Below are 20,086 nucleotides of genomic sequence, written 5' to 3' on the forward strand. Positions count from 1 at the left end.
GATAAACTACCTATTCTTCCACCGGTACAACTTCATGCAGCGGGCGCAGGTTGCGCTGCTCTTCTTCATTGAACGGGAAAATATCCAGAATCTTAGTCGTGTTCACGTCCGTAATCTCGAACGGGTCGAGGGCCGATTTCAGACTTTGCTCGATGCGTTCATAGGCCTGCTTAGGCGTTTCCGCGTTAACGAGCATCAGGCTGGGTGTTTTTTTCTGCTTGCCCGTTTTTTCGTCGTCCGTAATGAACAGGGCCTTCACCTTATACCAGGTGTTGCCCCCGTCTTCGATATGAAAGACATCGGCGAGTTTCATCCGCGAAATATCCGTAATCTCAAAATCGGGGGTATTGGCGGCAATCTCCTGATAAAGCCGGGCTTCGGCGTCGGTATAGGAAACGGCATCCACCAGATAGGCTTCCGTCACGGTTTTCTGCTTAATAAACTCTTCGTTCCGCGTGCCAACGTTCGAGTCGTCAATGGGTTGCTGATAGCGGATTTTTCCGAGGAACCAGTTAGGCATTTTTCAGTGATTTGGTATATAATTAGAACAAAAAGCAGGCGGCAAAGGTGCCGAAAAAAAGTGATTTACCGTAATCGATACCCCCATTCCTGCCGGCTTTCTGAGCGCGGGCGACTCTCCTTTCTGCATTAAACTTCCGGCCTTTCTATACCCAGAAATACACTGCACAATTCACCTGACTTGACCCGTATTTATACGGAATCTGCACTAACCCGCTTGACAATCAAAGCGTTTTGGCGCAACTTTCTATTCCCTAAACTCTATAGCCATGAATGGAAATGCGGAAAAGATAGATACGCTGATTCCGATAACCCGACGGAACGGCCATAAGCCCGTAGCCCCACCTGCAAAAGAGCCGGAAGCAGCCTCGTTCCGGGAGCTAAGCTCTGCTCTTCGGCTCACCAAGACCGCGATGGGCGTGTTTCTGTTCCTAAGCTGGCTGGTGCTCTTCATCATGGGCATGAGCCTGAGTGCAAATCGCTATAGTCCGTTTCTGACCGACGCCAGCGGTAGCGTCAACTGGGCAAATCTGCTGACGTATGGACTATTGTTCACACCTACTAATGGAGCGATTCTGGCTTCGCTGGCGGGCGTACTGGGCGGCATTGCCTCTAACCTGGCCGCCGATAATAAGTTTCGACACATTCCGCCTACTTCGGCCAACACGACCAGCGATGATTTTCAGAGCTATCTCTATATGACCGAAAACCCGTTGGTATCCATGCTGCGGGGCTTCCTGACTTACCTGATTTTCATTGCCGGGTCGTACCTGACCAATTTCACAACCTCGTCCGATAGTGCCCACCCCGAGCAGTTTCTGGGGCTTACAGCTCCGGCTTATTTTAAGTTTGCCGTTTCAATATCGTTGCTGGCTTACCTGGCTGGCTATGACCCCTCACGCATGAAGAGCCTGATCAATTCGTTCAGCCTGACGCGCAAAGAGCCCGAACCAAGCGGCCAGAGCAGCGTTTCGGCACATATCATTCAGGAAAAAACAAAAATTGATGCCAAAGTCACGCAGGATTCGCCTGCCATCGGGCGAAAATAAAAAGGGCGGAACTGGCTAACCAGTTCCGCCCCGCTTGAATCTATGAGCGCTGCGTTTACAGAATCAGCCCGCTTCTGCGCAGCATCGCTTTGGGCGACGGTTCGCGGCCCCGGAATTTCTTGTATAGTTCCATTGGCTTCTCGCTGCCGCCTTTCTCCAGGACGTTCTTGCGGAAGCTGTCGGCGGCCGCTTTGTTGTCCAGACCGCCTTTCTCCTTGAAGAACTCAAAAGCATCGGCATCCAGCACTTCGCTCCACTTGTAGCTGTAATAACCAGCCGAATAACCCCCCGCAAAAATGTGCGAGAAGGCCGGGCTGAACGCTATGCCTTCAACGCGCGGAAACAGGTTAGCGACGGAATCTACTTTATTTTCGACCTGCGTAATAGTCTCGCCGGTTGGCTTCTGCCCGTGGTAGTACATATCTACCAGCCCAAAGCGCAACTGCCGCAGGTTAGCCAGACCGGCCAAAAAGTTCTGGCTGGCGCGGATTTTCTCAATCAGTTCGTTCGGGATCACCTCGCCAGTCTGGTAGTGCTTCGCGAAGAGTTTCAGTGCTTCGGGGTCGTAGCACCAGTTCTCCATCACCTGCGAGGGCAGCTCGACGAAATCACGCGGCACGTTGGTCCCGCTCAGGCTTTCGTATTTGCCGTTCGCCAGCATGCCATGCAGACCGTGGCCGAACTCATGGAACAGGGTCGTTACCTCGTAGAACGTCAGCAGCGACGGCTTGGTGTCGGTAGGCCGCGTAAAGTTGCAGACGTTAATGATATGCGGCCGGATGTTCTGTCCGTTCTCAATTTTCTGGCCCTGAATATCATTCATCCAGGCACCGCTGCGCTTACCGGCCCGGGGGAAATAATCGCCATAGAATACGGCTACGAATTTGCCGTCCTTGTCGAATACATCGAACGTGCGCACTTCGGGGTTATACACCGGAATGTCTTTGCGCTCCTTAAAGGTCAGACCATACAGCTTGTTGGCAACCATGAACGCGCCGTCCAGCACGTTGTCGAGCTTAAAGTACGGCTTCAGCGTTTCGTCATCGAGGTCGTATTTTTCTTTCTTAAGCTTCTCCGCGTAGTAGCTGTTGTCCCAGGCCTGGAGTTTGTCTTCCGTAAAGCCGTGTGCTTTAGCGTAGGTAGTCAGCTCGCCCAACTGCCGTTCGGCTGCCGGACGGGCATACGTAACGAGTTCATCGAGGAAGCTCTGCACTTTATCGCGCGAGCCGGCCATGCTTTCTTCGAGCACGAAATCGGCGTGGGTTTTGTAGCCCAGCAGGTTCGCCCGCTCGTAGCGCAGGTTCACAATTTTTTCGATGATTACCGAGTTGTCGTTTTTGTCGCCGTGGAAACCGCGCCCGTTGAAGGCCATATACAGTTTCTTACGCAGCTCCCGGTTGTCGGCATACTGCATGAACGGCCCGTAGCTGGGAGCCTGCAGCGTAAACGCCCAGCCTTCCTTGCCTTTCTGCTTGGCCGTCGCTTTAGCAGCTTCGCGAGCGAAATCGGGCAGACCAGCGAGGTCTTTTTCGTCGGTAACGACCATCACGAACTCGTTGGTTTCGTTCAGGACGTTTTCACCAAACTGCAGCGAAAGCTGGGATAATTCCTTGTCAATAGCCCGCAGCCGCTCTTTGCCTTTAGCATCAAGGTTGGCACCGTTACGTGCAAACCGCTTATAGGCTTTCTCAAGCAGCATAGCGCTTTCGGTATCAAGCTTGAGGCTGGCGCGCTGCTCATAAACGGCCTTTACGCGGGCAAACAGTTTCTCGTTCAGGGTGATGTCGTTGCCGTATTCGCTCAGCATCGGCGAAACCTCTTTCACGATTTTCTGCAGTTCAGGTGTGGTTTCGGCTCCGTTGAGGTTGAACAGTACCGACGTAACACGGCCCAGCAGATCGCCCGAGCGTTCGAGCGCCACAATCGTGTTCTCGAACGTAGGCTTCTGGGCATTGTTAATAATGATGTCTACATCTTTGCGTCCCTGGGCCAGACCTTCCTGAATGGCTGGCAGATAAGCATCGTTCGAAATCTTGTCGAACGGAGCCGTCTGGTGGGGAGTTGGGTACGGCGCTAAAAATGGATTCTGGGTCATTTTGGGTTGATTCGGCGACGGCTGGGCCAGCGCGGTAGTGGCCGCAACGGCCAGCAATAAACCGGTTTTTCGGATTCGTTGATGACTTAACATCGAATTTTGGGATATGAGTTTCCTGGAAAAATAGGAAACTATGACGCATTTGCCAAATGAAAGTTGCTGTATCGGTCTGATTATCGGCTGAATGGCAATTAGTTAAACTATTACGTAGACAAAAAAAACAGCCAACCAAAGTGGTCGGCTGTTTTTGTCCATTACTCCCTCACTTAATAACTGCGCGGATACGAACCGGGTCCGCGATCATAGCGATTGCCCCGACCGGGACCGCGGCTGGCCGTCCGTTCGTAGGGCCGCATCCGCTCGATAACCCGGTCGCGCTGAGCCGAGTTCAGAACGGCCATCATGTCGAAAAACTGGCGTTGCCGCAGTTGCCGGAACGCGTCGCGCTGGCGCGGGTCGCGGGGGTTGATGCTGCGGGTTTGCTGTTCGAAGCGGTCGCGAATCCGGCGAATTTCGCGTTCCTGCCGACGCGACAGGTTCAGCTCCCGATCCCACCAGTCCAGATGGCGGTCAAACTGATAGTCGTCAAAGTCGTAATTGTAATTAGGCTGGCCGTAATTCTGGCCATAGCTTGGCTGCTGCGGATAATCGGAGTAAGGCTGTCGGGCCGGGGGTGCGGTTGGATAGCCGTAGCGTTGCGCCAGTGCGCTGGTAGTGAGCAGAACGACCAGTGTAGCGGTCGTCATTAGGGCTTTTTTCATGGTGGTTGTTATCGGGTTGTATTTGCCCCTTTGAACAACCAGCCGGACAATGGTTTAATGCCAGCTGAAAAAAGATCAGGCGCAGTCAGTTTGACTGCGCTTGATGGATTATACCGTTTTGACCGGCGTTATCTGCTGTTTGATTTCGCGGATGCGGTCGTTGAAATCAACATGCGGGTAATCGACATTGGCGAGCCTGGTGGCATTCAGGTACTCCATCACCACCGGGTCGTGCGGTACGCGCTTGCCGGTCCGCACGCTGATGTATTTGGAGGTCATCCAGAGCACGTTCTTCAGGTGGGATTTGGCATCGTCGGTCATAAAAAACTCCGTGACGAGCGTATCCTCGTTGAAGAAAATCAGCCGCGACGTAATGCGTATCCACTCGCTCACCATGGCGGGCCGGAGGTAGGCAATCTGGTGCTGATACACCACCCAGCTCGTGCCCAGCTCCCGAAACAGCTGGCCGGGATTGAAGTCATACAGTTTAGCGACCTGATCTTCGCGGGCGTTAAAGTAATAGTCGAAGTATTTCGAGTTATTGAGGTGCTGCAGTGGATCGCAATCCTGAAAACGGATGATCATCCGCGATTCGGTTTCGGTTGGATAACTGCGGTTTGGATCTCGTTTGAACATAGCAAAAGAAGATAGTGAAGAAACAGGTAAGCAGCGGACTGCGATTCGGCAAAGTTCGGTAGTATCGCAAAAATTTCAGCGCAATTCAGTTCACCGGCGTAATCCCATTTAATATATTTCCGTTAGTACAACAAAATAGTCGTTTAATTCTAAATCGCCATCCTGCATGAAACGAATGCGTTTGCTTCTCCCTTTACTTGCCTTATGCCTCACCTTCGCTTCGTTCGCGCCCCAGGATGATCCCGATGCCGTTGTGGGAACATGGCTGAACGGAACCAAGAAGGGGCACGTCCAGATATTTAAAAAAGGCGGCACGTATTTTGGCAAACTGATCTGGCTGAGTGAACCCAACGATCCGACTACCGGCAAGCCTAAAACCGACATCAAAAACGCCGACGCATCGAAACATTCACGCCCGTTACTGAACTTGCCCCTGATGTATAACTTTAAGTACGACGGTGGGAATGTCTGGAGCGACGGTAAGATTTACAACCCTGAGGACGGGAAAGAGTACAACTGCAAAATGACACTAAAAGACCCGAACACGCTCGACGTGCGCGGTTACGTTGGTATATCACTGCTGGGCAAAACCCAGACCTGGACACGAATTAAGTAGTTATTACGTTGTCGGGTTATTTAGTTTTGCGGCTCGATTCGCCTGTTTACGCTAACCGCCCTGACGGTCTGACATGCAACCTGCTAACCCGACAACCTTGATTATCGGCGCCGGTCCGGCCGGGCTGGCCGTGGCCGGACAACTGGCCCACCGGAATCTGCCCTTTACCGTGCTGGAGGCTTCTGAATACACGGGCTTTGCCTGGCGGAATCATTATGACCGGCTCCATCTGCATACGGTCAAGCAGCATTCGGCCCTCCCCCATTTTCCCTATCCGGCCAATTACCCCACCTACGTATCGCGTCTGCAGGTGGTCGAATACCTCGAACGTTACGCGGAACACTTCGGCATCAAACCGCTTTATAACCAGAAAGTTGTTCGTATCGGCCGTAATCAGACGCCCGGTAGTCCGGCCTGGCAGGTGCAGACCGAAACCGAGCTGTTCAACGCCGACCGTGTTGTGGTAGCAACGGGCTATAACCGCATCCCGAACGTACCGGAACTCCCCGGCCAGCGCGATTTTCGGGGTATTATCTGGCACAGCCGGGAGTACCGTAACGGCGCACCGTTCAGCGACGAAAATGTGCTGGTGGTGGGTATGGGCAATACCGGGGCCGAGCTTGCGCTTGATCTGTATGAACATGGCGCTCGGTCCTTTATTTCGGTACGGCGGCCTATCAACATAATTCGGCGGGACGTATTCGGCCGACCCGCCCAGCCGACGGCTATTTTCCTGAGCAAATTCCCCTACTGGTTCTACGACTTTGTAGCGGGCCTAGCGCAGCGGCTGACGGTGGGCGATCTATCGGCTTACGGTCTTGGCAAACCGGACCGTCCGCCCTCCTACGATACGCGTCAGGGCCGGATTCCGGTCATTGACCTCGGCACGCTCGATCAGATCAAAGCGGGGAATATTAAGGTGGTGCCAGGTATTGAGCGGGTCAACGCCCGAACCGTTACGTTCACCGATGGGCGCGAACTGCCGTTCGACGCGATTATTCTGGCCACCGGCTACCGACCGGGCCTATCGTCCATGCTGGGCGAGGAATTGTCGGGCCGCGTTCTGAACGAACGCGGCTACCCCAAACAGTTGTGCTTTCCGGAGGCTGACCTGGCGGGACTGTATTTCCTGGGGTATACTACTCCGCTGACGGGCATCATCTATAACCTCAACATCGACTCGGAGCGGATCGCTCAACACATTGCCGAAAACAATCCGGTCCCGGTATCGTTCTAATAAGGTAGTCAAAGCGACTACGTATTACCATTCAACGTTAATCATTACGACCATGAACGAGACAACTGTAAAAGGTGGCTGGAATGAACTGAAAGGCAAACTGAAACAAGCCTACGGCGACCTGACCGACGATGATCTGGCTTATGAAGAAGGCCAGTCGGACGAGATGTACGGCAAAATTCAACAGAAGACCGGCAAGACCAAAGACGAGATCAACAAAGCGATTGCCGATCTGTAAATCGCAACAATCAATACGTAAACACCCGTTTCTGAACCAGCAGGCTGGCCGGAAACGGGTGTTTTTCTTTTACCCTTATCCTGTACGTCCCGACAAGAATTGTGTAAGTATCGGCACCGTTCTTAGCCCGAACTTTGTTCTATCCATAAAGACCGTTCAGCCTACCACCTCATGGCAACGGTTATAGAACCTGTAAGTATGAAATCTGTCGAATTCAAAACCAATATCAAATGCGGTGGCTGCGTTGCTGTGGTCACGCCCTATCTGAACAAAGCCGTCGGCGAAGGCCGCTGGCAGGTTAATACGCAAAGCCCCGACAAGCGGCTCACCGCCGAGACGGAAGACGCTACGGCGGTGCGGCTGGCTGTTGAGCAGGCTGGCTACAAAGCGGAGCGTTTATAATCTGGAATCCTGGAGCCCTTCCGGGCAACTATCCAATGAATACAAGTATTAGTCCTTTTGCCAAATCGGGTAAAAATGTCGGCTCCGGAACCGACGTTCGGAAGACCTACCCGGTGCTGGAAATGAGCTGCGCGGCCTGTGCGGTCAGTGTCGAGTCGATGCTGAAGAATACGCCGGGCGTCAGCGATGCAGGCGTTAACTACGCCAACCAGACGGCTTGGGTGCAGTATAACCCGAAGACCATCACGCCCGAAGGTCTGCAAAATGCCGTTCGGTCCATTGGGTATGATCTCGTCGTTGATGCCGAAGACCCGCAGCAGGTACAGGAAGAAGCGCAGCAGGCGCACTACCAGTCGGTTAAGCAGCGCACAATCTGGGCCTTTCTGCTGTCGATTCCCGTCGTGGTTATCGGCATGATCTTTATGGACGGCGCCAGGCTTCCTTATGCCCATTGGATCATGATGGCGCTCTCGGCACCCGTTGTCTTTGGCTTAGGCCGGTCGTTCTTCGTAAACGCCTGGCGACAGGCCCGCCACGGCAAAGCCAACATGGATACGCTGGTTGCGCTAAGCACCGGTATTGCCTTTCTGTTCAGCGCGTTCAATACGCTGAATCCAGATTTCTGGTTACGCCGGGGGCAGGAGCCGCACGTTTATTTTGAAGCGGCCTCGATGGTTGTCGCGTTTATTCTATTGGGTAAACTCCTCGAAGAACGCGCCAAATCAAGTACTTCATCGGCTATCAAAAAACTGATGGGCCTGCAACCCAAAACGGTACGTATCCTGACGGGCGACACCGAGCGCGAAATTCCTATTGCGCAGGTACAGGTGGGTGACGTTCTGATTGTCCGGCCGGGCGAAAAAATTCCGGTCGATGGTCAGGTAACGTCGGGCCAGTCGTACGTAGACGAAAGCATGATTAGTGGAGAGCCGGTGCCGGTTGACAAACAGGCGGGCGCGCCGGTATTTGCCGGGACGATAAACCAGAAAGGCGCTTTTCAGTTTCGGGCCGAACGTGTGGGGGCCGATACCATTCTGGCGCAGATCATCCGCACGGTACAGGATGCGCAGGGCAGCAAGGCACCCGTACAGCAGTTGGTCGATAAAGTCGCGGGCGTGTTCGTACCGGTCGTGATCGGCATTGCCCTGCTTACGTTCGTCATCTGGTTCCTGCTGGGGCAGGATAATGCCCTGACAACAGCCCTGCTTACGTCGATAACGGTGCTGGTGATTGCCTGTCCCTGTGCGCTGGGGCTTGCGACGCCAACCGCCATCATGGTTGGTGTTGGCAAAGGTGCGGAGAACAATATCCTCATCAAAGACGCCGAAAGCCTGGAGTTGGGCTACAAAGTCAATGCGGTGGTGCTGGACAAAACTGGCACGCTAACGGAAGGAAAGCCGGTCGTAACGGACCTACACTGGCTGGTTTCGCAGGACGAAGCGAGCCGTTTGGCTGCGGTGCTGTATGCCCTGGAAGCGCAGTCGGAGCATCCGCTGGCCAACGCCGTTACGGAACACCTGAAGGTAAACGGCGGAACGCCGGTTCGGCTGGACACTTTTGAGAGTGTAACGGGCAAAGGCGTAACGGCCCGCTACGAGGGCGTAACGTATCTGGTCGGCAGCCGAAACCTGCTGGCCGAACACGCGATTAGCCTCCCGAATGAGCTGGAACAGCAGGCCCTTCAGTTACAGAACCAAGCCAAGACCGTCATTTTCTTTGCCCGAACAAGCCCGGGTGGGAACGTAACGCCATCGCTGTTAGCCCTCATTGCCATTGCCGACCCCGTTAAGGTTACGTCACGGCAGGCCGTTGAAACGCTGCAACGCCGGGGTATCGACGTGTATATGCTAACCGGCGACAACGCCCAGACCGCAGCCGCTGTTGCGCAGCAGGTTGGTCTGGCGCACTATCAGGCGGAGGTGTTACCCGCTGACAAAGCGGGCTTTGTAAAGAAGCTACAGGCCGAGGGCCGGGTGGTGGCGATGGTTGGCGATGGGATCAACGACTCGCAGGCACTGGCACAGGCCGACGTGAGCATCGCGATGGGCAAAGGCTCGGATATTGCGATAGATGTCGCCAAGATGACGCTGATAACGTCTGACCTCACCAGCGTACCCAAAGCATTACAGCTTTCCAAGCGCACCGTGCAGACCATCCGGCAGAATCTGTTCTGGGCCTTTGTGTACAACCTCATTGGTATTCCGGTTGCGGCTGGCGTCTTATATCCGGCGTTTGGCTTCCTGCTCAACCCCATGATCGCCGGGGCTGCTATGGCCCTTAGCTCGGTTTCGGTAGTGAGCAACAGCCTCCGTCTGCGCGCAATCCGGTTATAAGCCCTATCTTCATTTTTATAACAACAAGCGGTCAATCCTTCCTGGGGTTGGCCGCTTTCTGTATCAGAACTACCGTTTACACAGAAGAGCGTTAACAAGTATTAAAAAGATTGATTTTCAAGGGCTTTGTCAGTAACTATACACTTAATCACTTTCAACTTCCTAACTCTTCTTTTTTACGCCTATGTTTACTCTCCATCTATGTATACGGCGAGGGTTGCTGGCTGCTGCTTTGTTGCTTGGCGGTCTCAACCTTGCTCCTGCCCAAACGAATTCAGCCGCTCTACCCGAAGGCGTTACCAAGGTCACCTCCGTGGAAGGCATCACGGAGTATCAGCTTAAAAATGGGCTTCGGGTACTTCTTTTTCCTGATCCTTCAAAACCCACAGTTACTGTCAACATTACGTATCTGGTCGGCTCGCGACATGAAGGGTTGGGCGAGAGCGGCATGGCCCACCTGCTCGAACACATGGTGTTTAAAGGCTCGACCAAGCACAAAAACATCCTGCAGGAACTCACCGAACATGGTACCTGGCCAAACGGCACAACCTGGTACGACCGCACGAACTACTTCGAAACGTTTTCGGCTACCGACGAGAATCTGAAGTGGGCGCTTGACCTGGAATCGGACCGGATGGTGAATAGCTTCATTGACAAGAAAGATCTCGAAACCGAGTTCACCGTCGTCCGGAACGAGTTTGAGATTGGCGAAAACTCACCCCAGTGGACACTCGAGAAACGGGTATTGTCGGCCTCCTACCTCTGGCATAACTACGGCCGATCAACCATCGGCTCAAAAGAAGACATCGAGCGGGTGCCGATTGAAAACCTCAAAGCCTTTTATCAGAAATATTACCAGCCCGACAACGCTGTGTTGCTGGTGGCCGGTAAGTTCGATGAACGTAAAACCCTCGACCTGGTCAGTCAGTATTTTGGCCCGATTGCCCGCCCCTCCCGGCAGTTGCCAAAAACCTATACCGTTGAGCCGACGCAGGACGGCGAACGTCACACCACCCTCCGGCGCGTGGGCGATACGCAGGGCGTGGCCGCAGCCTACCACACCCCCGCCGGCTCACATCCCGACTACGCAGTCATCGACGTTTTAATGGACGTCTTAACCAACGAGCCCTCCGGCCGACTGTACAAGGCGCTGATTGAAAACAAAAAAGCGGCTCTCCAGTATGGCTGGACACCCGCCCTGCACGACCCCGGCTTCGCTTACTTTTACGCTGAACTCCGGAAGGAGCAGTCGCTCGATTCAGCCCGTGCGGTGCTGTTGGCCACCCTCGATGAGCTAAGGCAGAAAGCACCGACCGCCGAAGAAGTGGAGCGGGCAAAAACTAAACTGCTTAAAGACATAGACCTGCTGTTTAAGAACACCGACCGCGTCGGCCTGCAACTCAGCGAGTGGATCGCTGCTGGCGACTGGCGGCTGGTGTTTCTCTACCGCGACGCCATTCGCAAGGCGCAGCCCGTCGATGTGCAGCGCGTGGCGGCTGCTTACTTTAAGCCCTCGAATCGGACGGTCGGCGTCTTTATACCTGATCAGAAACCCGACCGAGCCGATATTCCGGATACGCCCGATATCGCAGCTCTGGTAAAAGACTATAAGGGTGAAACGGCAGTAGCGGCTGGAGAAGCCTTCGACGTATCGCCCGCCAACATTGACGCCCGCACCAAACGGGGCGCTGAAGCCAACGGCCTGAAGTATGCGCTATTGCCCAAAAGCACCCGCGGCAACTCGGTGAATATGCAGATCCGGCTGCGCTACGGCGATGAAAAAAGCCTGATGAACCAGACGCTGGCATCCCGTTTCGCGGCTCAGATGCTGGAACGCGGCTCGAAAACCCGTTCGTTTCAGCAGATTAAGGATGAACTGGATAAGCTAAAAGCCCGCGTGCAGGTGTATGGGTACGGCCAGTCGGCCACGGTGCGGATTGAAGCCGAAAAAGACAAACTACCCGCCGTGGTAAAGGTTGTTTCGGATTATTTGAAGAATCCGGCTTTCCCGCAGGCGGAGTTTGACAAACTAAAGCAGGAACGCCTGGCGCAGATTGAGTCGCAGAAGCAGGAGCCACAGGCCATCGCCTGGAATACATTGAGTCGCCTGATGGAGCCATATCCCAAAGGGCACCCACTCGCAACGATGACCTTCGATGAAGAGATTGACGCCATCAACAAGCTGTCGTTGAACGACGTGAAAGATTTTCACAAAAATTTCTACGGCGCTCAGGATGCGACGGTGGCCGTGGTTGGCGCTTTCGATGAAGGGATAATGCGCAAACTGGTCAAAGATGAATTTGGCAAATGGAAGGCGGCTAAATTGTTCGTCCGCATTCCCCGGACACTCTTTAGCGACGTAAAAACCCAGACGCAGGCGATTCAGACGAACGATAAGACCAGCGCCGTTTTTGCCGGCGGTATGCAGGTGCCTCTCCGCGACGATGACCCCGATTATCCGGCTTTCGCCCTGGCGAACTACATCCTGGGCGAAGGCATGCTGAACTCACGGCTGGCCACGCGCATCCGAACAAAAGATGGGATCAGCTACGGCGTTGGTTCGTATATCTGGGCCGACGACAACGACCGCGTTGGCGGCTTTGGCTCATACGCCATCTACAACCCCGAAAATGCAGAGAAATTCGATAATGCGTTCCGCGAGGAGGTACAGAAAATGGTAAAAGATGGCGTAACGGCCGAGGAAGTCAAAGCCGCCAAATCGGCGATTCTTCAGGAAAAGCAACTGGAACGTTCGCAGGATGGCATGCTGGCTAGTAAATGGGTGCAGTATCTTACCCGGAAAGAAGGCCGCTCGTTTATGTACGATGCCGACTTCGATAAAAAACTCGAATCCCTGACGCCCGATCAGGTTAACGCTGCGCTCAAAAAATACCTTGACTACGGAAAGCTGACAATGGTCAAAGCCGGCGACTTCGAAAAAGCCGCCAAAAAAATTGCGGATAAACAACCGGCCGCATCCGTCAGCGGAAGCAAGAAAGATTGAACCGCCAACGAAGCCGTATCTAAATTGTGGTACGGCTTCGTCTTTTTTATGGATTCTGACCGGAATTCTCATCTACTGTTGAGAACCACGTCATGTCATGAAAAAACCGCTTCTGTTCTTTCTCCTATTGGCGTTCAGCCTGCCGGGTCTGGCTCAGGTAAACGTCATGCTCCTGCGCGATACAACCCTGCATCAGGTTCGAAGGTCGGTTCTCGATCGAAATTATACGTCGTTGATGAACCTGTTCAAGACGCAGCCGCAGGGCGCTCTGAAAGCCATGCAGGCCAACTGGAACCAGTTCAATGAGTTTATGAAGAAGCGGACGGACCTTCCTAAAAAAGGGTTCGATTTAAGTATTTACGCCTACTACCGGCCTAACGGACAGGCGCAGTACGTTCTGGTCGACCCTCATCGGCCAGTTCCCGACTCGGTCCTGCGAACGATGGTGCAGGCCCTGACAGATTTTTACGCCACAACGACTTTCCCCGCCAGCGGCACCGCCCCGTTTCGTCTTATGACGGGCATGATGTACGGAAGTTCATATACACCACCCCGCACGATTCGGCGGGGACCGGGCATGATCAGTACCCTCGAAGCGGCTCAGAACACCACCCGGCCCGATACAGTTACGATGCTGGCTTTCAATCAGCTCGAACTGCGCACAATTCCGGAGGTGGTGTACCGGTTTCCGAACCTGGAAGAACTGGATTTATCCAAAAATAGCCTGCATGAACTCCCCGCCCGACTAACGGCCAATATTCCAACGCTCAAACGGCTCAGTCTGCTCTACAACGCCATTCCGAACGACAGTGTCTTCATTACGCGCAACAACCACCTGATATCCCTGAACCTGCAGGGCAACCGCCTGACGCGAATTCCGTCGTCTGTCCGCCGGAACCGCCGACTCGAAAGTTTGTGGATGGGCAACAATGCGCTGAGCGAGGTTGACATCCAAACGCTTCGTCGTCTGCGCCGATTGAATGACCTCAACCTGTACAATGCCGGGCTGACCCGTATACCTAAAACCATCGGCCGGTTAAAGCAAATCCGGGTGCTGGATCTGTATTACAATAAGCTAACCGAGCTACCCCGGCAACTGGGTCGAATGAAACAGTTAGAGCAATTAGCCGTTGCTCATAACGATCTGAAGGAGTTGCCTCCGTCGCTGGCGAAGTTACGTCGGCTGCGCGTTCTCTTCGCCCATCACAACCGCATCAGCAAACTTCCCGATCAGTTCGAGCGCCTGCAAAGCCTTCGCGTGCTGGACATCGGCTACAACTGGGTTACGGTCGTCCCGCCGGTGCTATCGTCGTTACCGGCCCTGGAAGAGCTGAGCCTGAACAACAATAACATCCAGGAATTTCCTACGGTGCTGAACGAAATCAGGAATCTGCGGAAAGTGTATCTGGGCAGTAATCCGCTGTTTGGCCGCGAAGCTATGGCCAGTCCCTTCGCGGCTCAGATTAAACAACTGGAATCCAGACGCACGGAAGTCTTTTATTAACCAAATAATATTTTGCTTAGAAATTTCATAAATAGTCCCAGAATTTATAAAATTTCTGGGTTATAAGCGGATAAAAAGCCAACTTGCATGTGTTACACCTGCGTAAATCAGTCAGTTGTATGCAAGTTGCTACTCCTCTCGTTACGGTTGCCCCAAGTCGCTTAAAGCTCTGGTCAGCGCTCACATCTGTTTACATTTTGTGGGGGTCAACCTACCTGTTTATTCACTTCATGACCGAGCGGATGCCACCGCTTTACATGGCTTCGCTGCGATACATTGTTGCCGGTACGCTCCTGTATAGCTACGCTCGCCTGACCGGCACCCCCCGGGCTACGCGGACCGAGTGGCGCTCGGCGGGCATTATTGGCGTTCTGCTGCTGACCATTGCCAACGGCTGTCTGACGGTCGGACTTCAATACATTCCAACCGGCGTAGCGGCCCTGCTGGGCGGTATGCTCCCTGTTTTTCTGCTGACGCTGAACTGGGTATCGTTCGGTCGGCAACGCCCCACCAACCTGGCTCTGGCAGGGCTGGTCGTGGGTCTGATCGGTATTTTCTTTCTTATCAAACCCGATAAGATGCAGGGGACGGGCGGCTTCGACGCCAACCTGATCGGCGCGAGTCTGGTTACGTTCGGCAACTTTTCGTGGGCCATCGGCACGCTGCTGACTCCGCGGGTATCGCTGCCCGCGCCCAATATATCGAGTGGCATTCAGATGCTTGTTGGCGGGGGGCTCCTGCTGCTTATCAGTCTGTGCGTGGAGCCCGTTACGCCCCTGAGCATTCTCGATGCACCTGCTAAAGCCGTTGGCTCCATGTTCTATCTGGTGGTCTTTGGCAGCATCATCGGTTTTTCGTCTTATGCCTGGCTGGCCCGCAATGCTTCGCCCCAGCTGCTTTCCACCTATGCCTTCGTAAACCCGGTAGTCGCCATGCTGCTCGGCGTAACGTTTGCCGGTGAAATTTTCTCCAGCCAGTCGCTGGTAGGGGCAGTCATTGCGCTGATAGGCGTCATCCTCATTACGCTGGGGAGAAAGTAAGCCCTACCCTACCACAAAGACGTATTGTTCTGCAAACAGAAATGCCCCGGCAACCGGGGCATTTCTGTTTATACCGGGCCAACCGGCTGGGGCAGCGACGCGAATACTTTTTTGGCCTGCTCTATTCCTTTGTCGAACATTTGCTGCATGGCGGGCGGGTTAAACGTTAAGCCTCCCGGCCCGCCTTCCAGGAGCTTGGTTTCGGGTCGAATCTGAATAATTTCGGTCAGGGCCGTTCCGGCTACGGGATTGTCGGCCTGCCCAAATGCCTGCTCAATAACCGCCGACGAAACACCCTGCGCCCGAAGCTGGGCCCGGACCCGCTGCAGGTAGGTTGTGGTCTGCTGATAAAAGTTAGCCAGCCGGTAGTCATTATTACTGACATCTTCGGAAAACAGGTCAATCGTTCGATCGAGCATGGCCGTCGCCTTGTTGATCAGCCGATTGTCGGCGGGCGTCTGAACCGGGCTGTTTGTAATCGCGATAATTTTCTCTGCTCCGTGATCAATTGCCGCCTGCAAAGGAGTCAGTTCGTGCAGGCCACCATCGACAAACTGCCTTACCGGAACAGCGCCCGGCCGCCACTCAACCGGCTGCATAAATACCGGCTGACAGGCCGACGCCAGCATGGCCCGGCGCAGATCGACTACGTTTAGGATGCGTTCGGTATCATAGTCAAGAGTTGCGTTGGCCGCCTGCATCGTGAAATAAACCAGCCGCTCGGTTTGCAGGCATACCGTAGCCAGAAAAACGGGTTTTGTCGATGCCTTCAGGTTCGTGAAACGGCTATCCGTAAGATGCGTTTCGATCAGGCGTTTCAGGGGCGTTGCATCGTGCAGGGAGACGTTGCCAATCAGGTTAGCGATCCCGCCCATGATCAGCACATCGGTTTGCTTCGTAGTGGTGTAAATCTGTTTGAGCAGCGCCAGTTCGCCCAGAGCCGCCAGCGGAACAATGAGTGATCCGGTGCTGGTCCCGCAATACAAATCAAACTGGTCGATTGCTTTCACATTCTGGTGAATGAACGAGAGCGCGCCCACGGCGAAGGCTCCCTTCGAGCCGCCCCCACTGATGACAAGAGCTGTTTTAGCCATGACAAGATGCTTATAAAGAAGGAATTTTAGGTTTGGCGATGTTATAGCCGATACTGACCTGAAACCAGGTCGCGGGCTGGTTCAGATCGCGGTGCAGTTTAAAGGCAACCGTCACCAGGTCGGAGCTGCCCAGGCCGATGCCTCCGCCCAGCAGTTGCCGACCACCTTCCAGCGCGGGAGCCGTAGCCCACAGGAACTCGCCCAGCAGGTGCAGGTTAAACGACGTAGCGGACAGAATGGGCGGGCCTTCGAGCAGTTTCAGCGTCAGACGCGGGCCAGCCAGTCCGCCCACGCGGGCGCCCGGATAAAAGCCGCCCAGTACCGCCCCCAGCCGAAGACGTTTTTCAATTAATGTAACCTGCGGCACGACCTGAAGTGTCAGTAAATACAGGGGCGGACTGCCAACCGGCTGGTTGAAGCCCTGTCCTAGTTCAATCGGCAGAGAAAAACCCCTGGGGAACTCCTGCGCCTGGGTCCGCTCATATAATATACCCAGGAGGATAAGAAAGGCATAGCGTCGCATGAATCGGTAAGGGAAGGTTGAGACACTAAAGATACGTCTCGCCGGCCAACCGAACCAAGCTACTAACTACCTGACTTCTAGCGTATTTTTACCTGTTTGCAGCCTTAAACCGGCGGAATGCCCACGCTCGTCCAGCCGCCATCAACAACCAGGCTCTGCCCGGTAATATGGCGGGATGCGGGTGCAACCAGAAACAGGGCTGCGTTGGCGATGTCCTCCACGGTAGCCGGTCGGCCCATGGGCGTAATGCGCGACCAGATTGGAATGTAGTCGGGGTCGTCGAGCGTGCGTTCGGTGAGGGTAGCGCCGGGCGCAATGGCGTTGACGGTGATGCCCAGGGGCGAAAAATCAATGACTAACTGTTTAGCCAGCATCTCCAGCCCGGCCTTCGTCATGCTGTAGACCGGCAGACCGGGATGCGCCTGATGCCCCACGACCGACGACATGAACAGGACACTGCCGCCCCGCCCCTGAGTCCGCATCTGACTGGCTGCGGCCTGCGCCAGGAAGAAACTGCCCCGCAGATTCAGGTTCACGATCTTCTGAAAAGCATCGGGCGTGGTGGTGAAAATATCGCCGAAGACGGTAATGCCCGCGTTGGCAATGGCAATGTCCACCGACCCAAACTCCTGAACAGCCCTTTCAACCATCTGCCGGATAAAGCCGACGTCGGACGCATCGCCAGGGCAGGCTACGCACTGACCGGGGCCTTCCTGCCGGAGGGTTTCGGCGGCATAGACGGCCAGCGTATCGTCGTAATCGTTAAGCAGGACATGGGCGCCCTGCTGGACGAGGGCTTTGGCAATGGCAAAACCGATACCGGTTCCGGACCCGGTGATGATGGCCGTCTGGTTCGCAAAAATCTGGTTCATTCACTTCCCGAAACGGGCTACTAATACTTTAGAATTGAATCCGTATCCTGTGCCCGCACCCTATCATTCAGGACACGGGCGCAGGATACGAATTGGGATTAGTGCGAATCCCGCTTGACTTCACTGCCCGACGCGCCCCGCAGAAAGTCGAAGTCAGCACCCTCGTGGGCCTGCGTTACGTGGCGGATGTACAGGTTTACGTAACCGCGCTGGTAGCCCAGATCGAGCGGTTTGAAATGCACCAGCCGACCCGCCAGTTCTTCGTCGGAGACGTGCAGATGCAGGCGCCGGTTTTCGACGTCGAGCGTAATCAGATCACCGTTCTGCACCAGAGCGAGATTGCCACCCACGGCGGCTTCCGGCGAAACGTGCAGCACGACCGTACCGAAACCGGTGCCGCTCATACGCCCATCCGAAATCCGGACCATGTCGTGAATGCCCATCGCCAGAATCTTGGCCGGCAGCTGCATATTGCCGACTTCGGGCATACCGGGATAGCCCCTCGGCCCAACGTTCTTCAGCACCAGGACGCAGCTTGGGTCAACGTCCAGATCGGGGTCGTCGACGCGGGCTTTGTAGTCGTCGATGTTTTCAAACACCACCGCCCGGCCCGTATGCTGCATCAGGGCTGGCGTGGCAGCCGAGGGCTTCAGCACGGCTCCGTTCGGGCACAGGTTGCCACGTAACACTGCCACGCCCGACTCCGGCTTGAATGGCTCATCAACCGTAGCAATCACCTCCGGGTCATAACACTTGGCTTCCACGCAGTTGGCGCCGATTGTCTGGCCGTTCACCGTCAGGGCGTCGTTGTGCAGGTACCCGCGCAGTTCGCGGATGACGGCGGGCAGGCCTCCGGCGTAAAACAAATCTTCTACAAAGTGCTCGCCGGAGGGTTGCAGGTTCGTCAGCAGAGGAATTTTGGCCGAAATGCGGTCGAAATCATCCAGCGACAGGTTCACGCCTAAGCGTCCGGCAATAGCCGTCAGGTGCAGAATAAAGTTGGTTGAACCGCCCAAAGCTGCGTTCACCATAATGGCGTTTTCGAAGGCTTCGCGGGTCAGGAGTTTAGACGGGGTGAGGTTCTCGCGGACCAGTTCAACGGCCCGCATGCCGGTCAGGTGCGCCAAGACTTTCCGGCGTGAATCGGCGGCCGGAATGGTGGCATTGTCGGGCAGGGCCAGTCCCAGCGACTCGACCATAGCGGCCATGGTGGAGGCCGTACCCATTACGGCGCAATGCCCCTGCGACCGGGCCATGCTGGCTTCGGCCGCCACGAACTCCGCCTGACTCATTTCCCCTATCTTATAGGCTTCGGCAAACCGCCACAGATCGCTGGTGCCAATCTTTCGGCCCTGGAATCGCCCGGCCAGCATGGGCCCGCCCGACACGACCATTGTGGGTATGTCGACGCTGCACGCGCCCATGACGAGCGAAGGCGTGGTTTTGTCGCAGCCGCACATCAGAATAACGCCGTCGAGCGAATTGCCCCGGATGCTTTCTTCTACATCCATACTGGCCAGATTACGGAACAGCATGGCGGTCGGTTTGATCTGGCACTCGCCCAGCGACATCACTGGGAATTCCAGCGGAAAGCCGCCGGCTTCCCAGACGCCCCGCTTGATGGCCTCGGCCAGTTCGCGGAAGTGGGCGTTGCAGGGGGTCAGTTCCGACCATGTATTACAGATACCAATGACGGGCTTTCCCTCGAACTCGTGGTGCGGGAAACCCTGATTTTTCATCCAGGCGCGGTAAATGAAGCCGTCTTTACCGGTACGGCCAAACCAGTCTTGGGAACGAAGGGGCATAATAGCGTAAGAACTAGATTAATTGGTAAAGAGCAGACAGCCGGTAATCTACCATGAAATCTGCCTGCTTTGGGCTGATTACTTCCGGTCCGAGTGGCCCAGGTCTTTCTCTGGATTGACGACATCGCGCACCAGTTGCTTCAACTCCTTTACGTCCGGAAAGCGACCGGCCACTTTCCGGTCGAAGATCACCTGATCGTCAACCCGGACCGAGAAGCGCCCGCTCACTTCGGCCGGTTGCAGCAGGACGCCATGCACATCATCGGTGAAGGTCGTAAGCAGTTCCTGCGCCATCCAGGCGGAACGTAATAGCCAGCCGCATTTTGGGCAGTATTCAATCGAAATCGTTGGTTTCATA

At 54.9% G+C, this 20,086-nt stretch carries 18 protein-coding genes; 9 read left to right on the plus strand and 9 right to left on the minus strand.

Going from position 1 to position 20,086, the window contains the following annotated elements:
* Window positions 1–10: 10 nt before the first annotated feature.
* Window positions 11–520 (minus strand): DUF4494 domain-containing protein, encoded by a 510-nt coding sequence (locus tag HNV11_RS14275; RefSeq protein WP_171740306.1) that lies wholly within the window; start codon window positions 518–520, stop codon window positions 11–13.
* Between the two features lie 268 nt (window positions 521–788).
* Between HNV11_RS14275 and HNV11_RS14280 the strand changes: the two genes are divergently transcribed.
* Window positions 789–1,568: a hypothetical protein gene (locus tag HNV11_RS14280; RefSeq protein ID WP_171740307.1), complete on the plus strand. Its 780-nt coding sequence runs from the start codon at window positions 789–791 to the stop codon at window positions 1,566–1,568.
* A 55-nt stretch (window positions 1,569–1,623) separates the two neighbouring features.
* Here HNV11_RS14280 and HNV11_RS14285 read toward each other — a convergent pair whose 3' ends face one another.
* The 3 genes from HNV11_RS14285 to HNV11_RS14295 all read right to left on the minus strand — a co-directional run bounded on the left by HNV11_RS14285 (window position 1,624) and on the right by HNV11_RS14295 (window position 5,060).
* Complete coding sequence (locus HNV11_RS14285; protein WP_171740308.1) at window positions 1,624–3,756, minus strand: M3 family metallopeptidase; 2,133 nt, start codon at window positions 3,754–3,756, stop codon at window positions 1,624–1,626.
* Window positions 3,757–3,929: 173 nt separating this feature from the next.
* The gene (locus tag HNV11_RS14290; RefSeq protein ID WP_171740309.1) at window positions 3,930–4,424 is read right to left on the minus strand and encodes a hypothetical protein; all 495 of its coding nucleotides are present in this window, start codon (window positions 4,422–4,424) and stop codon (window positions 3,930–3,932) included.
* A 108-nt stretch (window positions 4,425–4,532) separates the two neighbouring features.
* Window positions 4,533–5,060, minus strand: a complete 528-nt coding sequence (locus HNV11_RS14295) for an acyl-CoA thioesterase (protein ID WP_171740310.1) — start codon at window positions 5,058–5,060, stop codon at window positions 4,533–4,535.
* A 166-nt stretch (window positions 5,061–5,226) separates the two neighbouring features.
* Here HNV11_RS14295 and HNV11_RS14300 point away from each other — a divergent pair, with 166 nt between their 5' ends.
* The 8 genes from HNV11_RS14300 (at window position 5,227) to HNV11_RS14335 (ending at window position 15,434) form a co-directional block, all read left to right on the plus strand.
* Window positions 5,227–5,676 carry a DUF2147 domain-containing protein gene (locus tag HNV11_RS14300; RefSeq protein WP_171740311.1) on the plus strand — a complete coding sequence of 150 codons (450 nt, stop codon included), beginning with the start codon at window positions 5,227–5,229 and terminating at the stop codon, window positions 5,674–5,676.
* Between the two features lie 73 nt (window positions 5,677–5,749).
* On the plus strand, window positions 5,750–6,913 hold the full coding sequence (locus tag HNV11_RS14305) for a flavin-containing monooxygenase (protein WP_171740312.1): 1,164 nt from the start codon (window positions 5,750–5,752) through the stop codon (window positions 6,911–6,913).
* 52 nt (window positions 6,914–6,965) lie between these two features.
* Window positions 6,966–7,151, plus strand: coding sequence for a CsbD family protein (locus HNV11_RS14310; RefSeq protein ID WP_171740313.1), 186 nt, complete (start codon window positions 6,966–6,968; stop codon window positions 7,149–7,151).
* Between the two features lie 198 nt (window positions 7,152–7,349).
* Entirely contained in the window at window positions 7,350–7,553 is a 204-nt protein-coding gene (locus tag HNV11_RS14315) for a heavy-metal-associated domain-containing protein (RefSeq protein ID WP_171740314.1), read from the plus strand.
* Between the two features lie 35 nt (window positions 7,554–7,588).
* On the plus strand, window positions 7,589–9,886 hold the full coding sequence (locus HNV11_RS14320) for a heavy metal translocating P-type ATPase (protein ID WP_240163439.1): 2,298 nt from the start codon (window positions 7,589–7,591) through the stop codon (window positions 9,884–9,886).
* Window positions 9,887–10,070: 184 nt separating this feature from the next.
* Window positions 10,071–12,890 (plus strand): M16 family metallopeptidase, encoded by a 2,820-nt coding sequence (locus HNV11_RS14325; protein ID WP_171740315.1) that lies wholly within the window; start codon window positions 10,071–10,073, stop codon window positions 12,888–12,890.
* Window positions 12,891–12,987: 97 nt separating this feature from the next.
* Window positions 12,988–14,394: a leucine-rich repeat domain-containing protein gene (locus HNV11_RS14330; RefSeq protein ID WP_171740316.1), complete on the plus strand. Its 1,407-nt coding sequence runs from the start codon at window positions 12,988–12,990 to the stop codon at window positions 14,392–14,394.
* A 119-nt stretch (window positions 14,395–14,513) separates the two neighbouring features.
* Window positions 14,514–15,434 carry an EamA family transporter gene (locus HNV11_RS14335; protein WP_171740317.1) on the plus strand — a complete coding sequence of 307 codons (921 nt, stop codon included), beginning with the start codon at window positions 14,514–14,516 and terminating at the stop codon, window positions 15,432–15,434.
* A gap of 68 nt (window positions 15,435–15,502) precedes the next feature.
* On the opposite strand, the gene HNV11_RS14340 is transcribed toward HNV11_RS14335, so the two are convergent.
* The 5 genes from HNV11_RS14340 to HNV11_RS14360 all read right to left on the minus strand — a co-directional run bounded on the left by HNV11_RS14340 (window position 15,503) and on the right by HNV11_RS14360 (window position 20,085).
* The gene (locus HNV11_RS14340; RefSeq protein WP_171740318.1) at window positions 15,503–16,528 is read right to left on the minus strand and encodes a patatin-like phospholipase family protein; all 1,026 of its coding nucleotides are present in this window, start codon (window positions 16,526–16,528) and stop codon (window positions 15,503–15,505) included.
* Between the two features lie 10 nt (window positions 16,529–16,538).
* Window positions 16,539–17,051: a hypothetical protein gene (locus HNV11_RS14345; RefSeq protein WP_171740319.1), complete on the minus strand. Its 513-nt coding sequence runs from the start codon at window positions 17,049–17,051 to the stop codon at window positions 16,539–16,541.
* A gap of 104 nt (window positions 17,052–17,155) precedes the next feature.
* A complete protein-coding gene (locus HNV11_RS14350) occupies window positions 17,156–17,923 on the minus strand; it encodes an SDR family NAD(P)-dependent oxidoreductase (protein ID WP_171740320.1) in 768 nt (255 codons plus the stop codon).
* A 98-nt stretch (window positions 17,924–18,021) separates the two neighbouring features.
* Window positions 18,022–19,728, minus strand: a complete 1,707-nt coding sequence (locus HNV11_RS14355; RefSeq protein WP_171740321.1) for an IlvD/Edd family dehydratase — start codon at window positions 19,726–19,728, stop codon at window positions 18,022–18,024.
* A gap of 78 nt (window positions 19,729–19,806) precedes the next feature.
* Entirely contained in the window at window positions 19,807–20,085 is a 279-nt protein-coding gene (locus HNV11_RS14360; protein WP_171740322.1) for a SelT/SelW/SelH family protein, read from the minus strand.
* Between the last annotated feature and the right edge of the window lies 1 nt (window position 20,086).

The organism is Spirosoma taeanense (genome assembly GCF_013127955.1).
Classification (GTDB): Bacteria; Bacteroidota; Bacteroidia; order Cytophagales; family Spirosomataceae; genus Spirosoma; species Spirosoma taeanense.

Excerpts from the sequence above, each read along its gene's own strand:
- HNV11_RS14275 (WP_171740306.1), bottom strand. The coding sequence starts at position 520 with ATGCCTAACTGGTTCCTCGGAAAAATCCGCTATCAGCAACCCATTGAC.
- HNV11_RS14330 (WP_171740316.1), top strand. The coding sequence starts at position 12,988 with ATGAAAAAACCGCTTCTGTTCTTTCTCCTATTGGCGTTCAGCCTGCCG.
- HNV11_RS14345 (WP_171740319.1), bottom strand. The coding sequence starts at position 17,051 with ATGCGACGCTATGCCTTTCTTATCCTCCTGGGTATATTATATGAGCGG.
- HNV11_RS14335 (WP_171740317.1), top strand. The coding sequence starts at position 14,514 with ATGCAAGTTGCTACTCCTCTCGTTACGGTTGCCCCAAGTCGCTTAAAG.
- HNV11_RS14340 (WP_171740318.1), bottom strand. The coding sequence starts at position 16,528 with ATGGCTAAAACAGCTCTTGTCATCAGTGGGGGCGGCTCGAAGGGAGCC.
- HNV11_RS14305 (WP_171740312.1), top strand. The coding sequence starts at position 5,750 with ATGCAACCTGCTAACCCGACAACCTTGATTATCGGCGCCGGTCCGGCC.
- HNV11_RS14350 (WP_171740320.1), bottom strand. The coding sequence starts at position 17,923 with ATGAACCAGATTTTTGCGAACCAGACGGCCATCATCACCGGGTCCGGA.
- HNV11_RS14320 (WP_240163439.1), top strand. The coding sequence starts at position 7,589 with ATGAATACAAGTATTAGTCCTTTTGCCAAATCGGGTAAAAATGTCGGC.
- HNV11_RS14295 (WP_171740310.1), bottom strand. The coding sequence starts at position 5,060 with ATGTTCAAACGAGATCCAAACCGCAGTTATCCAACCGAAACCGAATCG.
- HNV11_RS14315 (WP_171740314.1), top strand. The coding sequence starts at position 7,350 with ATGAAATCTGTCGAATTCAAAACCAATATCAAATGCGGTGGCTGCGTT.
- HNV11_RS14285 (WP_171740308.1), bottom strand. The coding sequence starts at position 3,756 with ATGTTAAGTCATCAACGAATCCGAAAAACCGGTTTATTGCTGGCCGTT.
- HNV11_RS14325 (WP_171740315.1), top strand. The coding sequence starts at position 10,071 with ATGTTTACTCTCCATCTATGTATACGGCGAGGGTTGCTGGCTGCTGCT.
- HNV11_RS14360 (WP_171740322.1), bottom strand. The coding sequence starts at position 20,085 with ATGAAACCAACGATTTCGATTGAATACTGCCCAAAATGCGGCTGGCTA.
- HNV11_RS14290 (WP_171740309.1), bottom strand. The coding sequence starts at position 4,424 with ATGAAAAAAGCCCTAATGACGACCGCTACACTGGTCGTTCTGCTCACT.
- HNV11_RS14310 (WP_171740313.1), top strand. The coding sequence starts at position 6,966 with ATGAACGAGACAACTGTAAAAGGTGGCTGGAATGAACTGAAAGGCAAA.
- HNV11_RS14280 (WP_171740307.1), top strand. The coding sequence starts at position 789 with ATGAATGGAAATGCGGAAAAGATAGATACGCTGATTCCGATAACCCGA.
- HNV11_RS14355 (WP_171740321.1), bottom strand. The coding sequence starts at position 19,728 with ATGCCCCTTCGTTCCCAAGACTGGTTTGGCCGTACCGGTAAAGACGGC.
- HNV11_RS14300 (WP_171740311.1), top strand. The coding sequence starts at position 5,227 with ATGAAACGAATGCGTTTGCTTCTCCCTTTACTTGCCTTATGCCTCACC.